General features: G+C 40.2%; 16 protein-coding genes. 5 read left to right on the forward strand and 11 right to left on the reverse strand.

Translation table 11 applies throughout. From position 1 onward, the window contains the following. Nucleotides 1-260: 260 nt before the first annotated feature. The 4 genes from RCC89_18585 to RCC89_18600 all read right to left on the reverse strand — a co-directional run bounded on the left by RCC89_18585 (nt 261) and on the right by RCC89_18600 (nt 6600). Nucleotides 261-1571: a TolC family protein gene (locus RCC89_18585; GenBank protein WMJ75154.1), complete on the reverse strand. Its 1311-nt coding sequence runs from the start codon at nt 1569-1571 to the stop codon at nt 261-263. A gap of 41 nt (nt 1572-1612) precedes the next feature. Then, the gene (locus tag RCC89_18590) at nt 1613-2704 is read right to left on the reverse strand and encodes an efflux RND transporter periplasmic adaptor subunit (protein ID WMJ75155.1); all 1092 of its coding nucleotides are present in this window, start codon (nt 2702-2704) and stop codon (nt 1613-1615) included. Nucleotides 2705-2710: 6 nt separating this feature from the next. Continuing rightward, nucleotides 2711-5806: an efflux RND transporter permease subunit gene (locus RCC89_18595; protein WMJ75156.1), complete on the reverse strand. Its 3096-nt coding sequence runs from the start codon at nt 5804-5806 to the stop codon at nt 2711-2713. A gap of 350 nt (nt 5807-6156) precedes the next feature. Next, nucleotides 6157-6600, reverse strand: a complete 444-nt coding sequence (locus RCC89_18600) for a hypothetical protein (GenBank protein WMJ75157.1) — start codon at nt 6598-6600, stop codon at nt 6157-6159. Between the two features lie 360 nt (nt 6601-6960). Here RCC89_18600 and RCC89_18605 point away from each other — a divergent pair, with 360 nt between their 5' ends. The 5 genes from RCC89_18605 (at nt 6961) to RCC89_18625 (ending at nt 11947) form a co-directional block, all read left to right on the forward strand. Beyond that, nucleotides 6961-8937, forward strand: a complete 1977-nt coding sequence (locus RCC89_18605; GenBank protein WMJ75158.1) for a glycosyl hydrolase family 8 — start codon at nt 6961-6963, stop codon at nt 8935-8937. A gap of 289 nt (nt 8938-9226) precedes the next feature. Beyond that, entirely contained in the window at nt 9227-10312 is a 1086-nt protein-coding gene (locus RCC89_18610) for a DUF695 domain-containing protein (GenBank protein ID WMJ75159.1), read from the forward strand. A 141-nt stretch (nt 10313-10453) separates the two neighbouring features. Further along, nucleotides 10454-10615, forward strand: coding sequence for a hypothetical protein (locus RCC89_18615; GenBank protein ID WMJ75160.1), 162 nt, complete (start codon nt 10454-10456; stop codon nt 10613-10615). A gap of 142 nt (nt 10616-10757) precedes the next feature. Further along, complete coding sequence (locus RCC89_18620; protein WMJ75161.1) at nt 10758-11573, forward strand: ion transporter; 816 nt, start codon at nt 10758-10760, stop codon at nt 11571-11573. A gap of 194 nt (nt 11574-11767) precedes the next feature. Next, the gene (locus tag RCC89_18625) at nt 11768-11947 is read left to right on the forward strand and encodes a hypothetical protein (protein ID WMJ75162.1); all 180 of its coding nucleotides are present in this window, start codon (nt 11768-11770) and stop codon (nt 11945-11947) included. 230 nt (nt 11948-12177) lie between these two features. Here the strand turns inward: RCC89_18625 and RCC89_18630 are convergent, their stop codons facing one another. From RCC89_18630 to RCC89_18660, 7 genes are all read right to left on the reverse strand, one after another. Next, a complete protein-coding gene (locus RCC89_18630) occupies nt 12178-13392 on the reverse strand; it encodes a glycosyltransferase (protein WMJ75163.1) in 1215 nt (404 codons plus the stop codon). Between the two features lie 371 nt (nt 13393-13763). Continuing rightward, the gene (locus tag RCC89_18635) at nt 13764-15128 is read right to left on the reverse strand and encodes an NAD-dependent succinate-semialdehyde dehydrogenase (GenBank protein WMJ75164.1); all 1365 of its coding nucleotides are present in this window, start codon (nt 15126-15128) and stop codon (nt 13764-13766) included. Between the two features lie 126 nt (nt 15129-15254). Then, a complete protein-coding gene (locus RCC89_18640) occupies nt 15255-17594 on the reverse strand; it encodes a glycoside hydrolase family 3 N-terminal domain-containing protein (protein ID WMJ75165.1) in 2340 nt (779 codons plus the stop codon). Nucleotides 17595-17698: 104 nt separating this feature from the next. Continuing rightward, complete coding sequence (locus tag RCC89_18645; protein ID WMJ75166.1) at nt 17699-18295, reverse strand: hypothetical protein; 597 nt, start codon at nt 18293-18295, stop codon at nt 17699-17701. A gap of 26 nt (nt 18296-18321) precedes the next feature. Next, nucleotides 18322-19653 (reverse strand): hypothetical protein, encoded by a 1332-nt coding sequence (locus RCC89_18650; GenBank protein ID WMJ75167.1) that lies wholly within the window; start codon nt 19651-19653, stop codon nt 18322-18324. 17 nt (nt 19654-19670) lie between these two features. Next, nucleotides 19671-20780: a hypothetical protein gene (locus tag RCC89_18655; GenBank protein ID WMJ75168.1), complete on the reverse strand. Its 1110-nt coding sequence runs from the start codon at nt 20778-20780 to the stop codon at nt 19671-19673. A gap of 22 nt (nt 20781-20802) precedes the next feature. Beyond that, complete coding sequence (locus tag RCC89_18660; protein ID WMJ75169.1) at nt 20803-22560, reverse strand: hypothetical protein; 1758 nt, start codon at nt 22558-22560, stop codon at nt 20803-20805. Nucleotide 22561: the final 1 nt, after the last annotated feature.

A 22561-nucleotide genomic window follows, 5' to 3' on the forward strand; every position in this document is an offset into this window, starting at 1 on the left:
GTTGTAATGCTGAAAATACACTAATAAATCAATTAAGACAACTGAATGATGAACACTTTTTGAAATATCCTCATATTTGTTTAAAATTTTTTGAGAAGTTACGCTATATAATTATAAGAATTCGGACTATGAGCAGAGGCCATAAAACACCTCCTCCCCTCTTATTACATAACTGCCGTTCCGGTAAGCTCCCGGCAGACCCCAGGTTTCCAGCCTGCCGGAATGGGGTAGTGCTGCAATGGTTACCCCTTTTATGAAAGCTACAAATCATTCCCCTCCGCCACGTACAACCGGTACTGGTTTTTGTTATAATCAGAAACTGACCTGATGTAATCAAGGCGGTTTTGCAGGTAAGCTTCCTGCGCCTGAAGAATTTCAAAAGGCCTTACCGTTCCGACTTCTTGACGGAGTATGCTTTGCTGAAGCGCTTCCCGCGCCAATATACTCCCCTCTTCTGCCACCTCCATCTGCTCTCTGGAAAGAACCATATTTTCTCTAGCCCTTAAGACTTCTTCATTAACCCTGTTCTCTGCCTGCCTGAGACGTGTTTCCTGCAGTGCCACACCGACATTAAACTGCTGTAGTTCTCCACCGCTGAAAATCCGGCCCAGAGGGATTCTCCACATCAAAGAGGCATCCCATGCTCCGGTGGGATAAAATGTCTGAGTTTCGGGATATTGGTCGGAAAACATAGGCTGAACCGGAGAGAACAAACCTCCGAATGCCGCTCCCCAGGTGTTGAAACTTAAGGTTGGAAGCAAGAGTCCGGTGGTGGTAGTTTTTCTTTCCAGCTGCACAGCCTGAAGCCGTAATTGCGCTTCCTTAACTTCCGGTCTTCTTTGACGTGCCTCAGCAAAATCGGTAAAAAGCTCCTCACCTTCTTCCAACTCCAGCGGAACAAGCACTGTATCCACACTTATCAATCTGGCCTCCGGCTCCATGTTCAGCAGGCGCTTGAGGCGGGCGCTATGGTTGGCAAAATCCCTGCGGGCACTGAGCATCTGAACCCGCATATGGTTTATATTGCTCCTGGCCAGAAGCAATTCAGATTCATAGCGCATACCTGCTTCTACCTGCACCTCCACCTGCCTTGCAATGGTATCTGCCTGGTGGTAAAGTTGCTCATAAGCCTGATAGTTAAGCTGGGCTGTCATAAAATCATAATAAGCCTCTACCGCCTCCAGCAGTGCCTGATTACGCTCTGCCTGTGCCTGATGCTTTACAGCCTGACTTTGCGCCTGTGCTGACTGAGCCGCAAAAATCCCGCTGCCAAAGTCCCACGAAGCATTTAATCCCATGCCAGACCAGAAAGTACGGCGGTTTACATCAAGAAAAAAACGACCATCGGCATTCATGGCTGCACCGCCAAGCTGGTGTCCCTGAAATCCGGCATAAAGCTCCGGAAGCCACCACTCTCTTGCCCGTCTCTGGTCTGCATTTGCCAGTTCCTGTCGCTGGCGGTACTCCTGAATGGTCAGGTTGTTGGCACCTCCTGCAGTAAGTATATATTCTAAGTTTACAGGAACCACATTTTCGTCCTGCGCTATTCCTTGAAAACAAGTCAGAAGCATCAGGACGAGAGAGGTTCTAAAAAAATTACTCTTCAAAAACATTATTTCTCAGCTTTTATAACAGGTTCAACAATTTGTCCAGGCTTCACAAGGCTTTTTCCCTGAATTATGACCATGTCTTCCTCTCCCACTTCAGAATTCAGTACCTCAAAAAAATCTTTATTGGATAAGCCTTTGCGCAAAGACACTCTTTCTACCTTATTGTCCCTCACAACTAAAAGGAAAGGCTGGTTTTGATAGATTGTCTGAGCTGATACGGGCAGGGACAGAATGTTTTCCCTGCTGCTAACCTGCATCCGTGCCTTAGCATACATGCCCGGCCTGATTTTTCCATCAGGATTTTGCACGTCTATCTCCACCTGCATGGTTTTAGAAGCCGGGTCAAGTGCCTTGGATGTACGGCTGACTTTTGCTGTGAATGCCTCGCCTGCCAGCTCAGGAAATTGAACGTTTACTTCCATATCTTCCCGAACTGCGGCTACATCGGTTTCCGGAAGGGGAATCGTTACCCTTACAGGATTTATTTCCTGAACCTCCACAATGGCTGCTGCCCCAGAATTGGCAATACCGCTCTGGACAAGAGCCCCTTTGTCTACAAACCTTTGGGTGATTACTCCTGAAAAAGGTGCCTTTACCTTCAGGAAGCTGATGCGGTCATTTACTGCATCAAGTTCAGCCTTTACAGAAAGATAGTCCGCTTCGGCATCTTCCACCAACTGAATGGTAGTGATGGCAGGTGTTTTTTCACGGGTTGACTTAAGGCGCTCATAAATTGCCTGCTTAGCCTTCACCTGCGCCTGCAGTTTCTGGGACTGCCTTACCAGCTCAGGATTTCTGAGTTCAGCTATTACTTCCCCTGCCCTCACGGCATCACCGATGTCCTTGCGGATATAGTGGACATAACCACTTTCCATGGCATGTACTTTTACCACTTGATTAGGCTTTGCGGTACCTGTTATATGAATTTCGCCCGTAAAGCTGGTTTTACGAGGCTTTACAACCTCTACCGTTGTTATTTTACCGGCATCAGCTTTTACAACACCCTTTTCTTCAGGCTTTGAAGAAGTACAGGACATCTGAACTGCAAAAAGCATTATCAGCATCCATAATTTTATATTATTTGTAAATTTCATCAGAAACTATTTTTTAGCTATGAAAGAATAAAGAACAGGAATTACAAAAAGCGTGAGAAGCGTAGCCATAAAAGTACCTCCGATAACCGTAATGGCCAGTGGCATATTGGCTTCACTACCCTTGCTCAGCCCTATGGCTGTAGGCAGAAGGCCAAAAATAGTAGTCGCTGCTGTCATCAGCACCGGCCGGAAACGGTCTCCGGCACCTGAGATGATAGCATCTGTCAGCGCCTTTCCTTCCTGTCTCAGGCTGTTCATCCGGTCTATGAGAATATTTCCGTAAGAAACTGAAATCCCCACCATCATGATGATTCCCATAATGGATTGAATGCTGAGCAAAGTACCTATCCCCCACATCAGGAAGGCCACTCCGATAATTCCCAAAGGAAAAGCAAGGATAATGATAAACGGAAGCCTGAAGGAGCGGAAGAGCGGCGTAATGATCAGAAATGCCAGAATTGCCGCAAGAACAAGCCCGAGGCCAAGTTCCGAAAAGGACTTGTCGATAATACCCGTTTCACCTTCAAAACTGACAGAATATCCTTTGGAAAGCTCCATAGCGTCAATCCTTCTGCGGATTTCATCCGATACACGCCCCACATCCATACCTTCCACATTGGCATAGACATTAAACTCCCGGTTAAGATTATGATGGTTTATTTCCACAGGGGAATTTTTTTCTGTAATTCTGGCGAAATTCCTGAATGGAACCGGCTTATCATGGGTTTTGCTTGTTACAGTTACATTGCTGAAAACCTGCTCATCGTTAATAAGGAATTCAGGATAGGTCACACCTACATAATAGTGGTTGCCATTTCCTTCATCAATCCAGAAAGCTTTGTCATAAGTAGCGGTAGAGTTCAGTGCAGCCACCATATTTTTAATCGCATCCAACGGTTCCACACCCAATTCGGCAGCTTTTATCCGGTCTATGCTTATATCCTTAGATGGCTGGTCAATACGCTGAAGCACGCGCACATCGCGGGTAGCGGGAATAAGTGCAACCGTATCCCTTATCCTTTCGGAAATATTACGAAGCACTTTAAGGTCATTACCTTTTACCTGCACATCTATAGGGGCAGGCTTGCCCTCGTTGAGTGCAGCCGTAATCATACCACCTGTATTGAAGCTGATTTCCACGCCCGGAAACTCCTTATGGAACCGTTCCCTGAGCACAGGCACATAGTCAAAAGTACTTATCCGGTGGTCTTCTTTTAACTGCACCCCGATAAAAGCATCCTGCGTACCGGAGTTAGGTGTATAAGCAGCCGGAAGGTCATAAAATATACCAATGTTGGAAATCACCTGTTCCAGATCACTGCCCAGCTCCTCTTTTATCGCTTCTTCCATTTGTGCAATGGTTCTTTCTGTCAGTGGAAGCGGCATACCGGATTCCATCCTCACCTGAATCTCCATTTGCCCGACATCCGCTTTCGGGAAAAGCTCATAGCCAAGGTTACTTAATATATACAGAGAAAAACCGAAAAGCCCACCGGTGACAACCAGAACAGCCACACGTTTTTTAAGTACATACCCCAATATCTTCTGATAAGAGTCCTTCTGTCTATCTATAAACCTCTGGAAAAACCCAAGAAAATTTCTCTTTGGCCGCTCTCCAGCTTTGGGCAGTTTATCTTTAAATAAATAAGCAGCCGCAAGGGGGATAAGTGTGAGAGAGAAAATATAAGAGCCAACCATGGCACCTGCCACTGTAATTGCCAGCGGAGAAAACAAGAATTTGGCTATTCCCGTAAGGAACATAACGGGAAGGAATACTACCATAATAACCAATGTGGATGCAAGCACCGGCATAGAAACCTCCATGGATGCATCAAGGGCTGCTTGATAAGGCTTTTTATCCATCTTCATGTGCCGGTCAATGTTTTCCAACACCACAATGGAATTATCTACCAGAAGCCCCAGCACAAGCGCTATTCCTCCAAGAGTTATACTGTTGATGGCCTGCCCCGTTGCGTAAAGGACGATAAAGGCAAAAAGCACCGACAAAGGAAGGCTTATAGAAACGACCAGTGCCGACCTGAAATTTCCTAAAAACAGCACCAGAACAACCACTACAAGCGCAAGTCCTCCGATACCGGCCCAGGCAAGTCCGGAGATGGATTGCCGCACATAAGAAGACTGGTCAAAGATGACGTTTAGCTTCACATCGTCAGGAAGACGTGCCTGAAGTTGAGGAATGGCTTCCTTGACCGCTTCCACCGATTCAATGGTGTTGGCATTGGGCCTCTTGAATATAGGAAGGTAAACCTGCTCCTTTCCATCCACCCGCGCAATGTTGGTTTGGATGACACTGGCATCTTCCGTACGGCCAATATCTTTTATATAAACAGGCTTGCCGTTTTTGTAGGTTACCACTATGTCATCAAACTCCCTGATATCTCCAATCATACCTTTTGCATCAACCCCATAGTTGATGTCGCCTACCTGCGCAATGCCTGAAGGAATCATGGTAGTGTTTTTTTGAATAGCATCGCTTACCTGTGTTTGAGATATGCCCAGTGCTTCCATTCTAGCAGGATCTACATAAACAGTAATCCGGCGCAGTGAACCACCATAAGCTGCAGGTGCAATTATGCCTTTCACACCACTCAGCATCTGCCGCAGGGCATAATAAGCCACATCATAAAGCTCTTTCCCGTTTTTCTCATCACTGCTTACCGTAAGTAGCATTAAAGGAATAGAAGCCGTAGGGTCAAAGGGCTGCACCATTGGCGGAAGTGTTCCCGGTGGCTGGTAATACATATCAGACATGGCATAAGAAGACGTATTGGCCATGGCCTCGGCAGGGTCCACATCCTCACCATAAAAGTTGGTAACGATGCTTACCCCCATTATGCTTTTGGAAACTTGCTTTTCTATTCCGGGCGATTGGCCGGTCCACCGTTCCATACGGCTGGTAATGTCTTTTTCTACCACTTCAGCAGGCATGCCTGGATAAAGGGTCAGAATCTGCATGGCAGATTTTTTAAACTGTGGCAGTATGTCCACCGGCATCCGGGGTATCAGCACCCCGGAAAGAATGATGACAATGACGGAAAACACCACCACCAGATATGGGTTTTTAAATGACAGTTTTATCATTTCACAATAAGGTTAAGATTTAGAATCTTAGAAGTAAATAAATAGGAACAACAAGAAAACTTGCAGCAAAAAGACTAAGGCCGGAGAGCAGAAAACTCAGGAGGTAAATCAGGACATAAAACAGTCCCGGAAAAGCAGAATATTCAGATTGTAAAGGCAATATAATTCCACAACTTCACAAGAACCTGAAATATGGAATAGAACTGTCTATTACGTAGCAAAATAACTTCAAATCAATCGCTTCGCTCACATTTGTGTCTTAACCATAGCGCTGCTATGCTTTGCAACCCAAAAGTGCTGATTAATTGTTATTTTGCTCCTCATGACGATACCTATCGCATTATTCAGGCTTAAACCTGAGTTTTCAGGTGTGAATCCGGAGGACCACGGAAAGAAAAAGCGGTTAAAAATGTATCTTTTAAACTAAAGCCACCACCAGGGTCAGGCGGTTTGTCTAGTAGCTCATCTTCAAAAGAAATTCCTAATATTTCACAGAGAAGAACATTTAAAACTATATTCTGAGCTGATGAACTAAAATGAATTGTATTGTCAGGGAGTTGGCTATCATCCGTATCTACGAAAATTTTAAAACACTCCATAGGAGGCCAATAGCCATAATCAATAAAACGAATCTCACACGTACCATGTGTGCGAGGTCCATCATTTACATAGTCATGCTCTTCATGGGAATGCTCATGCCCAAAAGGATGAACCGTACAGAAGTTAAACCATTGTAAAGGGAAAATGGAGAAACAGAAAAGGAAAAGTAATATGTAGGATAATACTTTTTTCACAAAGACAAAGATAGACCTTGACAAGTAAACGACCAAATATTTGGGAAAGTGTGAATAATGACTTTAAATTCCATAGGCTCACAGTACTTTACCGTTTCCATCTAGCAAAAATAAAAGAGTTAGCTTGATTGTATGTAAGAGATATGTTTTTCACCATTTAAACCAAGGGCTGCAAAACATACCCGACAAAGTTTTTCAAAAAATAAGCAGCCCTAATAAGTTAAAACATTCTCAAGTTTAAAAAGTAACGCCTTTTTAAGCAAAACTTCAATTGCTTCAACTTTCTTTGAATTATCCAATAATATCATTTCAAAACAGGCCATATTGCATTATCTTGCAGGCAAATAAAAACAACACATCATGATTAAACACCTATCTCTTTTTCTCTTCTTTTTAATTTTCTCATTTAGCGCTGGCGCACAGAATCTATTCTACAATCCTGATTTTGAAGAAGGCGACGACGGCTGGCATGATCAAGTGGGAGGCGATGGCCAAGCTACGTTTAACTACGAATCAGGTGAAGCTTATACAGGTTCCTATGGACTTCATGTCCAGGTTATTGAAACCTCTGAAGAAAACCACCAAATTCAACTAAATACTCCGTCCGGTTGGGTAGCAGAGGAAGGGGTGACTTACACAATTTCTTTTTATGCAAAAACTGACGAAAACAAAAGCTTTCATTTGGCAGCCCAGGATGGTCCTCCCGGCTATGCTTATAGAGCAGGGACTGATATTTCCCTTACCACAGAATGGAGGAGATTTGAGTACAGCTTTACGGCAGATACAAGTGGCGAAGGAGTTGTGCGATTCAACTTCTTTTTAGGAGCGCAAACAGGAGACTATTATTTTGACAATTTTAGCTTGGTAGCAGAAGACGATATCGAACTACCAGCCCCTACCCCACCAACAGAAGGAGCATGGGAATCGGATGTCTATAGAAACATGCTTGCAGAACTAGGGAAAACTCCAGAACAGATTAACAGCAAAATTGACGAGGCATTTAACCAATTATTTTATGGCAATCCAGAAAATGAAGCTATCTACTATGAAACGGACGATGACATGGCCTACATTTTAGATGTTTCCGCTAATGACATCCGTACAGAAGGTGTTTCTTATGGAATGATGATTGCCGTACAACTGGATAAGCAGGAAGAATTTGACAAACTATGGAAGTTTGCAAAAACATATATGCAACATCAGGAGGGACCAAGAAAGGGATACTTTGCATGGCAGGTAGATGCCGACACCTATGAAAAACTTGACAATAACTCAGCTCCTGACGGTGAGGTATGGTTTGCCATGTCTCTTTTCTTTGCTTCTCACAGATGGGGCGACGGAGAAGGCATTTTTGATTATCAAGCAGAAGCTCAGGCCCTGCTTTATGACATGCTAAACCTGGAAGAAAGAAACGGTGGCATAGTAGACGGTTTGACCAACATGTTTAACAGAGATGAAAAGCAGATTGTATTCGTCCCTGAAGGTGAAAATGCAGAATATACCGACCCTTCTTACCACGTGCCTGGCTTCTTTAAACTGTTTGCAAAATGGTCTGAGCATGACAATGAGCTTTGGAGCGATATAGCTGATACCAGCAGATCGTTCCTGCTAAAAGCAATGCACCCTGAAACCGGCCTGACAACAGAATACATGACTTTTGATGCTCAACCTAAAGAAACATCTTTTAATGATAAGTCACATTACTTCGCCTATGACTCATGGAGAGTTGTTGGTAACGTAGCAATGGACGCACATTGGTTTGGGGAAGACTGGCACACAGAGCAGGCAGACAAAGTTCTTTCCTTCTTCAATGCACAAGGCACCACCTACCCTGCCCTTTATGAGCAAGACGGCACACCGCTCGAGGACAACCACAGTTCCCCAGGGCTGGTGGCTATGAATGCAGCGGGCACATTGGCTTCTGCTGAAGAGCATGCTTGGACATTCCTTAACAGCTTTTATAACCAATCCGTACCAACAGGTGAGCATAGATACTATGACGGTGTTTTGCATATGCTAGGCCTTTTACATACGTCTGGAAACTTCAGGATCTGGGCACCAGATGAAACTACATCCGCCGCTAAAAAGTCTGAAAACGCATTTTCTGTAACAGTTTACCCAAATCCTGCTAACGCCGGCCAAGGCATTGTTATAAAGTCGGAAGACCTAGAAAAGGGAACTGCTTTGCTTAAAGATTCTTCAGGAAGAATTTTACGTTCTACTGAACTAGTTTCAGGTGAAGGAATAATAGCTACAGAATCTTTAGCAAAAGGAATGTACTTTATTCAGGTAACCTCTTCTAAAGGAAGTTATGTTAAGAAAGTAATTGTTCAGTAAAACCAATAAAAACCGCAAAACCTTTTGCAAACTTATAACAAAAGCACAGAGTCCAATCAGGGCTCTGTGCTTAAACCTGAAATATCAATAGAACAGTTCTTACTCCTCTAACCACTCTATCTGTTTCAGTTCTTATAATTTCAAAATCCTGACCCCCTAAGGATAACTATGAATAAACGCAAACAGCCTAACTAAAGCAACTAATCCTGAGCACCTTGCATATAAAACTCTTTTTTATTATTTTTTCATAGTTATTAACCCCATTTTTTAATTATTAAAATAAAACAACATGTCATTTGTACAAAAACTTCCGACTAAGGGAAAAGCTACATCCTATGCAGATTTCTGGAACTGGTTTCAGGAGAATGAAAAACCTTTTCATCAAGCAATTAAGGAAGGCGAGCATATTGAAGCTAAATTTTTCAACAAATTGCACCCAAAGCTTGCGGAACTGAACGAAGGGTTCTACTTTTTGGCCGGAATGATGGATGACCATACCGCAGAGCTAATAGTTACCCCAGAAGGAATTATTAAAAACATAGTTTTCACAGAAGAACTCATAAAAGCAGCTCCGCCTATAGAAGGTTGGAAGTTTACTGCATTAAAACCTTCACTAGACATTAGCAACGTATGCATAATGATGGAAGGTATTGAGTTCAGTAAAGACAACCTGTTTTTCTACCCAACTGTAAACACTAGCTATCCAGACGAAATAAACATCAATATTGTCCACAGGGATTATAGCGAAAATAATAAAGAAGTTATCAATCACGGTGTACTAATTTTTCTTGACAACTATCTTGGGGAACTGAATTTTGTAGAAACAATTGACAACCTGTCTGTTTCAGAAGACATGAACATAAAAGAAGAGTTAATCCCTATAGAAAAGCTAAAGGCTTTCCTCAACTGGCGCCAGAAAGAGTTTACCGAAAAGTACCATGGAATCCGGCTGGACACCAGCAATGATGCACATGCTATTTTAGAAGCAAGCTTGGAAAATGGCGACCCGCTATTGGCAGCTATTAACACAGATTTACTCCAATGGGATTGTAAAGCTTCTCACCCATGGATAGTTATTGTAGAACTGCAATTCAATGGTGATACAAATACCGGAATGCCCAACACTGAGGATTACCAAAAGCTTAATGAAATAGAAGAAGATATAAAGTTAAAAGACGCCGAGGGTTACCTTTACATTGGCCGACAAACAACTCGAAACTCAAGAGAAATATATTTCGCTTGTAAAGACTTCAGAAAACCTTCCAAAATCCTCTATATGGCACAACAAAAATATTCGGGGTTATTCGGCTTCGACTATCATATCTACAAAGACAAATACTGGAAAACCTTTAAGCGCTTTTTGCCAAACAAGTGAGACTACACTCCTAGAAAAAGCAGTACTGATTTTTAAGGGAAATTTTTAAAAACTTATAACTAATCCGGCCCTTTACAAGTTATTTATATAAAAAAACGGGTATTTTTTATAAACATCCCAATACCTCCAAACTACAGAACTATGAACAGATTCAACGAAAATGAGCTCATCTTCAAAAACAAAAATGAAATTACTTTACGCATCCTTATAAACTCAGCTATTAAAAATGAATATGCTGGACTGATAAACCTTAAAGAGATGCCAGAGATACACGAGATTATAAATTTATATTCAGAAAATTAAAACTAAAACAAGAACCGCCAGTTTAACACATTGGCGGTTTTGCTTTTACATTAGTTTGTAGAAGGAAAAAATATTACCAAAAAAATATCCACCAAAGTAATTGCTATCAGCGAAAGATTGACATTTATACCTAGGTCAAATAATGACTTTTCGAAAAAAAGTATTTTTAGTTTTAGAAGAAACCACTGAACCAAAGTCTCTTAGTTGGTATTTCGACCTATTTCTGATAAATCTTATTGTATTAAATGTTGTAGCTGTAATTTTAGAAACAGTAGATGGTATTTATAACCCTTTAAGTATTTTCTTTACTGGGTTTGAATACTTTTCCATTACATTTTTCGCCATTGAATATCTACTCCGCGTATGGGCCATTATCGAATCACCAAAAAAAAGACACCCTATTAAAGGCCGTTTAAACTACATGTATTCATTTTTAGGCATAGTAGATTTGCTTGCATTTTTACCATTCTTTCTCCCCTTTTTAGGTATTGATTTCAGGTTTATAAGAATGTTACGCTTACTCCGCCTTTTCAGGCTGATGAAAATTACCAGGTATTTTGGAACCTTAGAGTTAATATCTAACGTGGTAAAAAACAAAAGGGTCGAACTGTCCATTACCATTACGTTGCTAGCTTTAATATTAATATTTACATCCAGCTTAATGTACTTTGTTGAACACACTGCACAACCAGAAGCATTTTCTAGCATACCTGCCACCATGTGGTGGGGTGTGGCTACATTAACAACAGTAGGGTATGGAGACATGTACCCTTTTACTCCATTAGGCAGGTTTTTAGGGGCTGTCATCGCAGTACTAGGACTTGGTTTCTTTGCTTTGCCTGCCGGTATATTATCATCAGGATTTGCGGAAGAAATTAAAAAAAGGAAAACAAAACCTCATAAAAATAAAGCGAACGGCAAATGCCCTCATTGCGGAAAAAGCTTAAAAGGTCAATAATACTGTATTTCATATCAAACCCGCCCCAAAAGCTCGTATAAATAACCTACACCCCAGAAAAAGCATATAAAACCATACAATCATCACATTCTGCACTAATAAAAGTCATTTTTTCATACACCAAAGATTTGTTCCTTTGTATAAGAAAAAAGGGATAAATCCTTGAAAATTAAGGACAATAAAATGGTAGAAATATGGATATTTTAAGCTATTCTAAACTGATACTGGAAAAAGTAAGCTTTGACCGTGGTTTATTTGAAAAGGAATTAAAAAAGTCACTTATAAACCTTAACTACCTACAGCAAAGAGAACTGATAGATTGGTGCAGAAACAAGTTTGGGAAAAGCCGTCCAGACCTCTGGGTTCATGCATAAACCTAAACATGAGCAAAGCAACTGATTTTGAAGTTATTTTGCTAACATAACAGAAACCTATTTGCCATTTCAGGTTAAAAAAAATAGGTTAAAAGATCATAAACCTGTCCTTTAACCTATTGATGATATAACTAGACTCCTTTACAAAAGCAGACAACCTCCAAGCAGGTACTTTTAAACTTATCCGAAAGTACCTGCTGTTGTTTCATCTATTGTCTGAAGCACCAAGCTTAAACAGCAAGAGCGTATTCAAATCTTTCAACAGCTAAGATAGCATTATATATTCCCCTCACACTGTTTTCCCAAGTGTGTGTGGCCGCAAACGCCTTCAACATGTTAGCCCTGTCGTCCGTAAATTCATTATAGGCTTTTCTGATCAGCTGGACGTACTCTTCTTTAGAGTTTGCCAAATAAACATGATCCTTAAAAACCTCCATAGCTTTTGTCTTAGTAGCCACCGATGGTTTACCCATAGCTAGATATTCGTCAATCTTCCGAGGGTAATTGCCAATTGTAAGAGCATTGACAAGCTGCGGGTTAAGACAGACATCAAAACGTTGAATATATTGGGGCAACTCTTGTATGCTCTTGTTTCCAAGAAAGTGTACATTCTTCCTCTTGTGCAAAGAACTTTTTTGAAAGTTTTCATCTTCTGGACCTACCAGTACAAGATTCCACTCAGGCATGTTATCTGCAATATATTCTAAAATAGATATATCTAATCGATGACTGTTTAAAGCTCCAACATAACCTACAACTGGACTTTGTATATTTTGCAAATCTTCAGGAGCTCCTACACCTGCCCTTTCTTTAAAATGACTCAAATCGCAACCTTGACCAACATAGAACACCTTATGGTTATAAGCCTCTGCATATTGAGAAAGGTAAGTAGAATTGGTTACCACCACATCAGCCTTGCCAATAAGCTTCTTTTCCATTCTTTCACCATGTTTTGCCCAATACTTCAAACCAACCAGATAGTCCCGTATATAATACACATATTGGCTTGGCTGTAAAAGCTCTTTTAAGTGGTAGCCTTTAAAGAAGTCATTATCATTAAATAATATAAAATCCTTGAACCCCAAACGTTCTATTGCTCCAAGAATTTTATTTGCAAGACGCTGATTGTTAACTTTATTTATGTAGTCAAATATACTATTAATATTTAGCCAGTTCACAGACTCCATTACAGTCTTTGGATAAAGGTTCCAAAGGTTTTCGGAAACTTGGACTAGGTCTTCCTTTTCCCCTTTATTAATAGCGATCCTTTTCTGCATAGAGGGATTATTTCGCCTAGTAATTAGTGAAGCCCTGTCTACTGGTCTATTAATGTAAAGCACTCTGTTATGCTTTGCAATCTCTTCTGCAATATTTTTACAGTTGCTACCAAACTCAACATCATAAGGTGTCAACCCCACAATTACAAAATCTCTCCCTCTTACCATCTGACATCTATTTAGAATACTTACAAATAACGTTAGGTTCTAAATTTTTTTCAAAATTCGCCAAACATATCACTTACAAACCTGTTATTAAAACGTAAGTCTATAAAAGTGTAGTTCAAAAACACATGGTCAGATCTATACCACAGTACTTTACAAATGCCAAATTTTACAAAATAGGCAGGTAGAACTTATTATAATGACAATAAATTAATCAGGAGAAGTTAAGGCTGCCACTGTACCCAATGCATTATAAAAAAGATTGAGATACAACATCGCCGCTTAAAAAAGTATAGTTTCGTCCACTTTAAAGATACCCATCAATCTACTGTAACAGTCTCACATGGACATATGCGATCAAGTCGTAAATAATATCACTTAATCCACACTGTTTTGGCATTTACAAATTCCTTAATGCCAAGTGTAGAAAGTTCACGTCCATATCCTGACTTTTTAATACCTCCAAAAGGCAACCGAGGATCAGACTTTACCAAACCATTAATGAATACAGCACCTGACTCTATACCTTTAGCCAACTCAATAGCTTTAGGCATATCAGAAGTCCACAAGGAAGCCCCTAAGCCATATCTGTTATCATTGGCCACCCTGATAGCTTCTTCTTCGCTTTCTACTTTGATCAAAGAAAAAACTGGGCCAAACAATTCTTCCTCCCAAGCCGGCATGCCAGGCTGTACATTGGTTAAAATAGCAGGGTTAACAAAACTCCCGTCTAGGTCAGGTCTTCCCCCACCCCATGTTAGTACTGCACCTTGTTCTAAACTTTTATCAACTTGCCTAAGAAGTGACTGCACTAAATCTTCCCTAGCCAAGGGACCAAGTTTCGCATCAGGAGACAAAGGGTTTGCCGGTACATATTCCGAGGCATATTTTTTTAGTGAATCTAAAAACTCATCAAAAACAGAAGAAACAACAATAAACCTTTTAGCTGCTATGCAACTTTGTCCAGAATTCAACAATCTGGAATCAGCCGCAACTTGCGCTGCCCGATCTATTTCTGCATCTGGCAAGACAATAAAAGGGTCGCTGCCTCCGAGTTCCAATACTGTTTTCTTTATATGTTTTCCTGAGGTAGAGGCAACTATTGAACCAGCTGCTTCACTCCCTGTAATAGTAACAGCTTTGATTGCCGGGTCAGCAATAACATCTTCAACGATATCATTATTAATCAATAAGCTTTGAAAAACATTGTCATGGAAACCGCTATTTTTAAAAACCTCTTCTATGGCCAACGCACATTGAGGAACGTTAGAGGCATGTTTCAATACAGCTGTATTTCCCGCCATCAGAGCTGGTGCAGCAAAACGAAAGACTTGCCAAAATGGAAAGTTCCAAGGCATTATGGCAAAAATCGTCCCTAATGGCTCATAAGAAACAAAAGACTCGGTCGCATCGCTTTCAATATGTTCATCTTTAAGAAAATCCTGCGCCATTACAGCATAATATTCGCAAACCCAAGCACATTTTTCAATTTCACTAACCGACTGTGTAATTGGTTTGCCCATTTCTTTTGTAATCAGGCTTGCAAACTTGCTTTTATTATCGAGCAAGTATTCAGAACATTTCATAAAACATGTTCTTCTAAAATTAAAACCAGTGTCACGCCACTCTAAAAAAGCCTTTCCTGCCTGAACAAGGGCCAAATCTACAGCTGCTTTAGAAAACACTGGATATTTGTCGATAACTTCCTGATTTGATGGATTTATTGAGACCAGAGCCATATTGCTTATACTTTTGTTTTATCCAATTAATATACGTTCGTACCCTTCTTTCTCACAGCGGTAAATATATAAAAAAAAGCAACCGTTTCCGGTTGCTTTTTTTTAACCCTCTAAAGAAGGAAATGTTTATTTACCATATGAAATGGTTGCAGATTGGTTACCAATGTGCAATTCAATATCACCAGGTTCAATAACAAAGGTTTTGCTATCAGTACCAACAAACTTCAAGTCATCAGCACCGATCTCAAAGCTTACAGTCTTAGTTTCACCAGGCTCTAAGTCAACTTTAGAAAAGTCTCTTAGTCTTCTGTAACGTGGAACTACTGAAGCATATAAAGTTCTGCTGTACAGTTCTACAGCTTCTTTACCTGCAAGTTTACCTGTGTTAGTAACGTCTACGCTAACTTTAATTGAGTTGTCATCAGAAAGTTTAGCAGAGCTAGTTTTGATATTACTATACTCGAAAGTAGTATAACTCAGACCAAAACCAAAAGGCCACTGTGGCTTATATCCTCCTTCGCCCATTTTACCTGGAGCAAGCTCAGTAACTCTGTCACTTTGAGTATGATCGTAAGTTAACAAGTCACCAGAGAACCTAGGGTAAGAATAAGGTAGCTTACCGTTAGGGTTATAATCTCCGAAAAGAACGTCAGCGATAGCTGGGCCACCTTGGCTTCCAGGTATGTAAGCTAAAACAATACCTTTAGCATCTTCTTCGATTTCACGGATAATTCTAGGTCTACCTTCTACAAGAACAAGGATAACTGGTTTACCAGTAGCATACATAGCCTTTACAAGTCTCTGCTGTACTTCAGGAAGGTCTAAGTTATCAATTACTCCAGGAGATTCTGCATAAGCATCTTCACCGATACAAACTACAACATAGTCAACATCTTTTGCTTTTTCTGCAGTTTCTTTGATATCAAAGTCTCTTCTTTCAAACCTTGTACCTTTAGTGAAGACAACATTTTCCTCACCAACTTTATCTTGGATAGCCTCAACAACAGTTCTGTTTCCTTCAGGGTACCATTTTTCGTCAGTACCTTGCCAAGTATAAGACCAAGCACCATTTAGAGAAGAGTGAGAGTTTGCGGCAGGGCCAGTTACAAGAACTTTTTTACCTTTCGCTAAAGGAAGTGTATTGTCTGCATTTTTAAGAAGAGTTATAGACTCTCTTGCAGCATCTAAAGCAGCAGTTTTATATTCTCCTTTTCCAAACTGCTCGATAGCGTCTGGTTCAGGATAAGCATTATCAAACAAACCTACCTTAAATTTAAGAGCTAGAATTCTAGAAACCGCCTCGTCAATTCTAGACATAGGAACTTCTCCTTCATTTACTAACTCTACAAGCAGTTCATGGAAAGAAAAGTCATGAGGAACCATACTCATATCTACACCAGCCATAACACCCATTTTTACAGCTTCCTTAGGAGTACGCGCCACTCTATGTTTTGTATGAAGTCTGATAATATCTTCCCAGTCAGAAACAGCCACACCTTCGAAACCAAGCTCATCTCTTAAGATAGTAGTCAGAAGGTAATGGTTACCATGTACAGGAATACCATTAACATCACCAGAATTAATCATAATTGTATGAGAACCTGACTTAACAGCCTCAATAAAAGGAGGAAGGAAAAACTCTCTTAGTTGTCTTTCTGGTATGAAAGCAGGCGTTCTGTCCTTACCACTTCTAGGATCAGAGTAACCGATATAGTGCTTCATACAAGAAGCCACTCTATCAACTCTGTTAAGCTCACCGTCACCTTCCATACCTTTGATAGAAGCTACACCAAGTTCCTTAACAAGGTTAACATCTTCACCATAAGTTTCTCCAAATCTAGGCCAAAGCGGTTGTCTTCCTACATCTAGTACAGGAGCAAAGTTCCATCTGATACCAGAAGCCCTAGTTTCTTTGGCAGTGATTTCTCCAGCAAGTCTAGAAAGCTCTTTGTTACGAGCCGCACCAATACCAATGTTTTGAGGGAATAGAGTAGATTCTAGCGTAAATGTAACACCGTGAATAGCATCAATTCCGTAAAGAACAGGGATATTATTAGGAGTATTGTTAGTTGCTTCGTCCTGAATGGCTTTAATGATAGTATGCCATGTGTCAAGATCATAAGCATGGTTGATCGCGTTTAGAATAGAACCAACTTTATACTCAGAAACGGCCTTCTTAAGCAACTCGTCATCTATAGTACCATCTTGGTTGGCGTATCCTCCTTTTAAAAGAACATTAAGGTTAACTTGGGTCATTTGCCCAACTTTTTCCTCAACGCTCATTTTGGAAATTAATTCCTGTACGCGCTTATCAGTTTCAGCGTCTGTAAGCGGATATTTAACAGCATTAGCAGAAGCTTTCTTTACTTGCGCACTATTTTCTGGTTCAGAACAACTGACCATAAAAGCACAAGAAACAGCCAATACACAAGCTGAAACTTTGTTTAGTAAGCTGATTTTCATCATAAATTATTAAAATACTAGATAAGTTAAAGATAAGTGGCTAAACATTGGGCAATAAAAAACAGAGAACCAGTATAGTATAACCAGATTCTCTGTTAGTTATTATCTTATTCAGCAGGAAGTGCTATGATGTCGTCCATCCAAACAGTTCCAGAAAAAGCTGGTCCACCTGGATTTAAGAAAACAAGAAGCTCAACAATCTCAACAGCGTCAACTTCTTGCTTGTCAGGCCAAGACTGAGTCCATCTACCAGTAAAGTCAAACTCTACAGTTTGGAATTCATCGCTTTTCTCAATAGTTTTTACGATAGGCTTAGCGTTAGCAACAAAACCATCAACATCTTTTAGGTCAATTCTTACTTTAACATCTTCATCAGACTTAATTTTAAGTCTCATTACAGGGTTCTTGGTAAAATCAATTGGATCGAACTGTTTTCCAAAACATTCATAATCTTTACCAACACCTTTAGCTTTAACTTTAAGCACTTCACCATCTCTTTCTCTGTCCCATTTTTCAGAGCCACTGTCCCACCAGCTCCAAATTTCTGTAGAGAAATCATCGATAAGTACACCACCTTTGTTAGTTGCATCTTCAACAAGCACAAGAGGCTTTTCTGAAGCTACTTTTGTTTCCTTTTCCGCTACAGGTGCAGCACCCATAAACAGAGACAAGAATAAAGCTGAAATAGAGCTAAAATTTACCATAAATCAATCTGTTTTATTTATACAATTTACTTTACACGGTTAAACTCTTCAAGGCTAATAGCTTCTATCTCATCAATAAGAAGATTCCCTGTAAAAGGCTCTCCTCCCGGATTGATAAAAAATATTGCCTCGATAATTTCATTAGGATTTACCCTGGTTACATTTGGGAAACTTTGTTCAAAGCGCCCGGTAAAATTGTAATAGTATTCAACAAAATCCGTACCACTTTCAAACTTCATTACTATAGGACGTGCATTTGTTGAAAAACCTTCCATATCTTTAATATCTACCCTTAGTTCTCCAGGTTTTTCACAAATAGGTTTGAAACGGACTCTGATCACAGGAGTTCTATTGAAGTTAATAGCTTCATCAAACTTCATACCAAAAGTCTCGAAAGCAGGCCCTGCTTCATCAGCAATAACTTTTAAGCCGTTCTCTTCCTGTTGAAGTGTAATCCTATCACCTGACCACCAATCAGATATACCTTCTTCAGAAAAATCATCGAGCATTACAGGGTCAGCACTTCCGCTTACATTTAAATTAGAGCCATCAATATCTGTGGCCATATCTCCAGTTTCAGGAAGCTCACGATTGGTTTTGCCACCATCATCCTCTCCCTCATTTTCATCTTCGTCCTTTTCAGCGTCAGCTTTTTCTTTTTCAGCTTTCTCTTTAGCTTTTCTAGCCTCCTCTTTCTTTTTACGAGCTTCCATCCTCTGTTTACGTGGGTCAACTACATCATCAGGATGAACAAAAACAATATCATCTATATAAAGCGTACCTGTCCAGTTCATTTTACCAGGGTTAACAAAGAATAAGATTTCTCTGATCTTGGTATTATCCACTACATCACTTGCAGGCCAAATTTGCTTCCACTTATTATTAAAGTCAAAGTAATAGTCAGTAAAGCCTCCTCTTTTAACCATGGCTTGAGGCGGGTTCATGTTGGTGGCAATTCCGTTCATATCCTTAACCTGGATATTAACCATAGGAGAAAGTCCACCTTCAAAACGCATTCTTACTTTAAGCGCTGAAACTTCGCTCATATCATACATTCTGGAAAACTCTCTTCCCCAGCAGTCATAATTAGCACCAGCTTCTTTAAGCTGCAATTTTAAAGTATCGCCGACTTTTTGAATACCAATCTTTTCTCCAGAAGTCCACCAGCTCCAGATTTCTCCTGTAAAATCTTCAAGTATACCTTTATTATAAGATAAAGGGTCTATCCCATACTCAGGGTCTTCTGGGACTGCAATTTGATGACTATCATCCAAAGCGACTTCTACAAAGTTATTTGAACAATCTTTAAGTGCTAAAGATGACAGCAATAAAGCTGATATTAGAAATATGTTGTTCATAGGTGTTATTTACGCTGTTACTTAGGATTAAACGGTTTTCCGAAGGTAATTATTGGAAAATCGAACGTAGCTTTTACTTCATTTCCCGGAGGAGACGAAACAAGGTTGAACCCAACACCTCTCAAATACTGCGGTTCTCTTCTTCCATTACCGTTACCACCATAGTCAGGGTTAGCAGACCTAGTAAGGTCAGAGTATCTAATGCTAAACAGTTTCCAGCCACGATGATCGAAACTCAATTGGTGCTCCCACGCATCATGTTTATTCTCTATATGTTCAGAACCTCCATCATCTGCTTCTTCACACGACACATTCATTTTAGTGGCAGCATGTCCTCGGCCATATATATAAATGTTGATATAAACAGAATCGGGATCGGAAGGCATACGCTCTATTTCTTGGTTAGTCAATGCACGTTTGATACCAGTAACGAAATAATCGTCGTTCCTATCATTTCCATGGAGCGTCAAAGCGAACTCTCCTTGCACAGGAGGATGGTTATCACGTTCCATTTTATCCTGACCAAAGAAAATCTGTTCTCCCGGATCCGGATAAGGACCAAATGTCCAAGTAGCTGAGTTAAAATTAAAGATACCTTCAAAGCCTTCACGAGAGTTACGGTTATCATCATTACTAAGCATAATGCTACTTCTTGTCCCAGGTGGACTAAACAATTTAGCCGCAGAAATTTTTATTGTGTCCCTTTTTACCAACTTGCTACCCATAAAAGAAAGCTCCACGGCCACATTTTCATCTTTTTTAAAAAAGTAAAGCTCATCATGTCCTCCATCCCAACGGACGAGATCAGCATTGATATGATCATCCACTCCTTTAATCATTTTCTCAGCACCAGAGGTAAGGCCTTTTAACCTTATCCGCCAAGAAACACGGTGGTTAAATTCCGCTTTAAAAGACACATCTTCTCGTTCTAAGTTTACCGATTTCGGAGAAACTTCAAACGAATTTTCAAAAACCTCAAAATCATCTGGTGCTACAACAAGCTCTGTACCGGAAAATTCTTGCTTGGTTCCGCACCCAGATGTGGAGAAAACCAGATAGAGAAGAAAAGGAGTAGCAACAGCAAATCCTTTCCTAAAACAGTTGTAGATAAGTGAACCCTTGCTCATAATTAAATTTTAGTAAATGGCATTAAAAAACCATAGTGTAGTTTAAGAACGCCTGATTAATGCTATAATTGCCCGGGAAACGTTCATCACCAGTGATATTTACTCTATTTGTAAAACCTGCAAAATGTCCCTGGAAGGTAAAATAGCTATTATTACTAAACCTATACCTTACACCAAAGGCAAGTATATCTTCAGTTAAATCTAGGCTAAGATCGTCATAATCAGAAATAAAGTTAAATGAATCATATACTGGAACAAATTCATTTCCACTTGCAACCAACAATTTATATCCACCTAAAATATCTAAACCTGTCAAAACTTCAATAGATAATCCCGCATCATACAAAGTACTTTGGAAATTAATTGGATTTTGTTCTCTCCTTGTATCTTCATACCTAATTCCACCATTCAAAGCAATCGCCTTTTCCCATCCTAATATACGATTTACATTAAGAACCATACCTCCTCTTAGTCCGGTAAAAGTCCTAGTTCCAGGCGAACCAACCCCCACAATCTCAGTTAAAAGGTCAGCCGTTGCATTAAATTTAAGTATTTTATCATCCTCTCCAGCAGAAACTGTAGCAGTAAAACCTTGTCTGTTTGGTGTTGCTGTTCCATATGGAGTAATATTATTATACTGCGGCAAAAAAGGCATTAACGTAGGTTGGATAGTAAGGTTTCTTAAGCCATACTCTTGAGTAATCCTATCAAACAACATTGGATTCCTATACACCTCTTGATTGCCAAGGAACGGGTAAATTTGATGATCTAAATCTCCAATTCCACCATCAAATATTCTTCTGGTTTGTGCTCCAGGACTGAGAAAGTCAGGCTGAACATTTCTATAAGACACCGCCACTTTAGCTTGAAGAGGCTTGTATTCCCCAGACAATCCCATGTCGTAGAAGTAGTTGTCATCCGTTCTGGTAACATTTACCCCATCAAGGTCATAGCTATAGTTAGAAAGACCACCTTCCCCAAACAGCTTAAACCTAAAAGCATCAAGATCTAAAGTACTGGCAAAGTCTCCAGTAAATACTCTATTATTATAATTGGTTAGATCAGAAGGTACGGTAGTTACAATATCAAAAAAGTTTGTTGCATTCAAACCAACACTCAAGTATTTACTTTGTTTAACATCAATTCTACCACCTGCAAGGACACGGTCAGGCACATTAAGAAAATTTGTTCTATTGGTCCTTGTGGCAAAAGCTCTGAAACCAAGCCTTTCGATACCCTTCTCATATTGAAAAGCTGCCGAACCATTAAACCCTTGAAGCCTCCATTTGTTTCCAAAATTAAAATTTTCATAATGAACAATGCTTCTTCTGATAGCAAAAACATCTGCTTCAAAATCATTGTACATTTCTTCAAAGTTATATAAGGTATAAGGAGTCAACATTAAATCAACATCGCCTATTTCGTATTTAAAAACCTTTCCTAATACCCCGTCTAAGCGAAGCTGACGAAATTCAAGGAAACTACCATCTCCATAGAAGCCCCCAAACTCATTTCTTATTCTAAGAAGCGCATGCGCCCTTAAGTTTTCGTTTGGTTGCGCATTTACACCAAGGTCAAATATGGTATATCCACCTGTACCACTTCTTGGGTTAATAGTATCAGTAAGGCCAGCTGCCGGATCAGGATCCATTGCAACACCGCCTATATTATCAGTGGTAACCAGAGCCCTTCCAAGCCCGTTGAAGTAAACAACCTGTGCTTTAAGAATATTGCCAGCACTCAAAAGTACAAAAGCAATTAAAACTAACTTTCTGATCATT

It is taken from the genome of Cytophagaceae bacterium ABcell3 (genome assembly GCA_030913385.1).
Lineage (GTDB): Bacteria > Bacteroidota > Bacteroidia > Cytophagales > Cytophagaceae > ABcell3.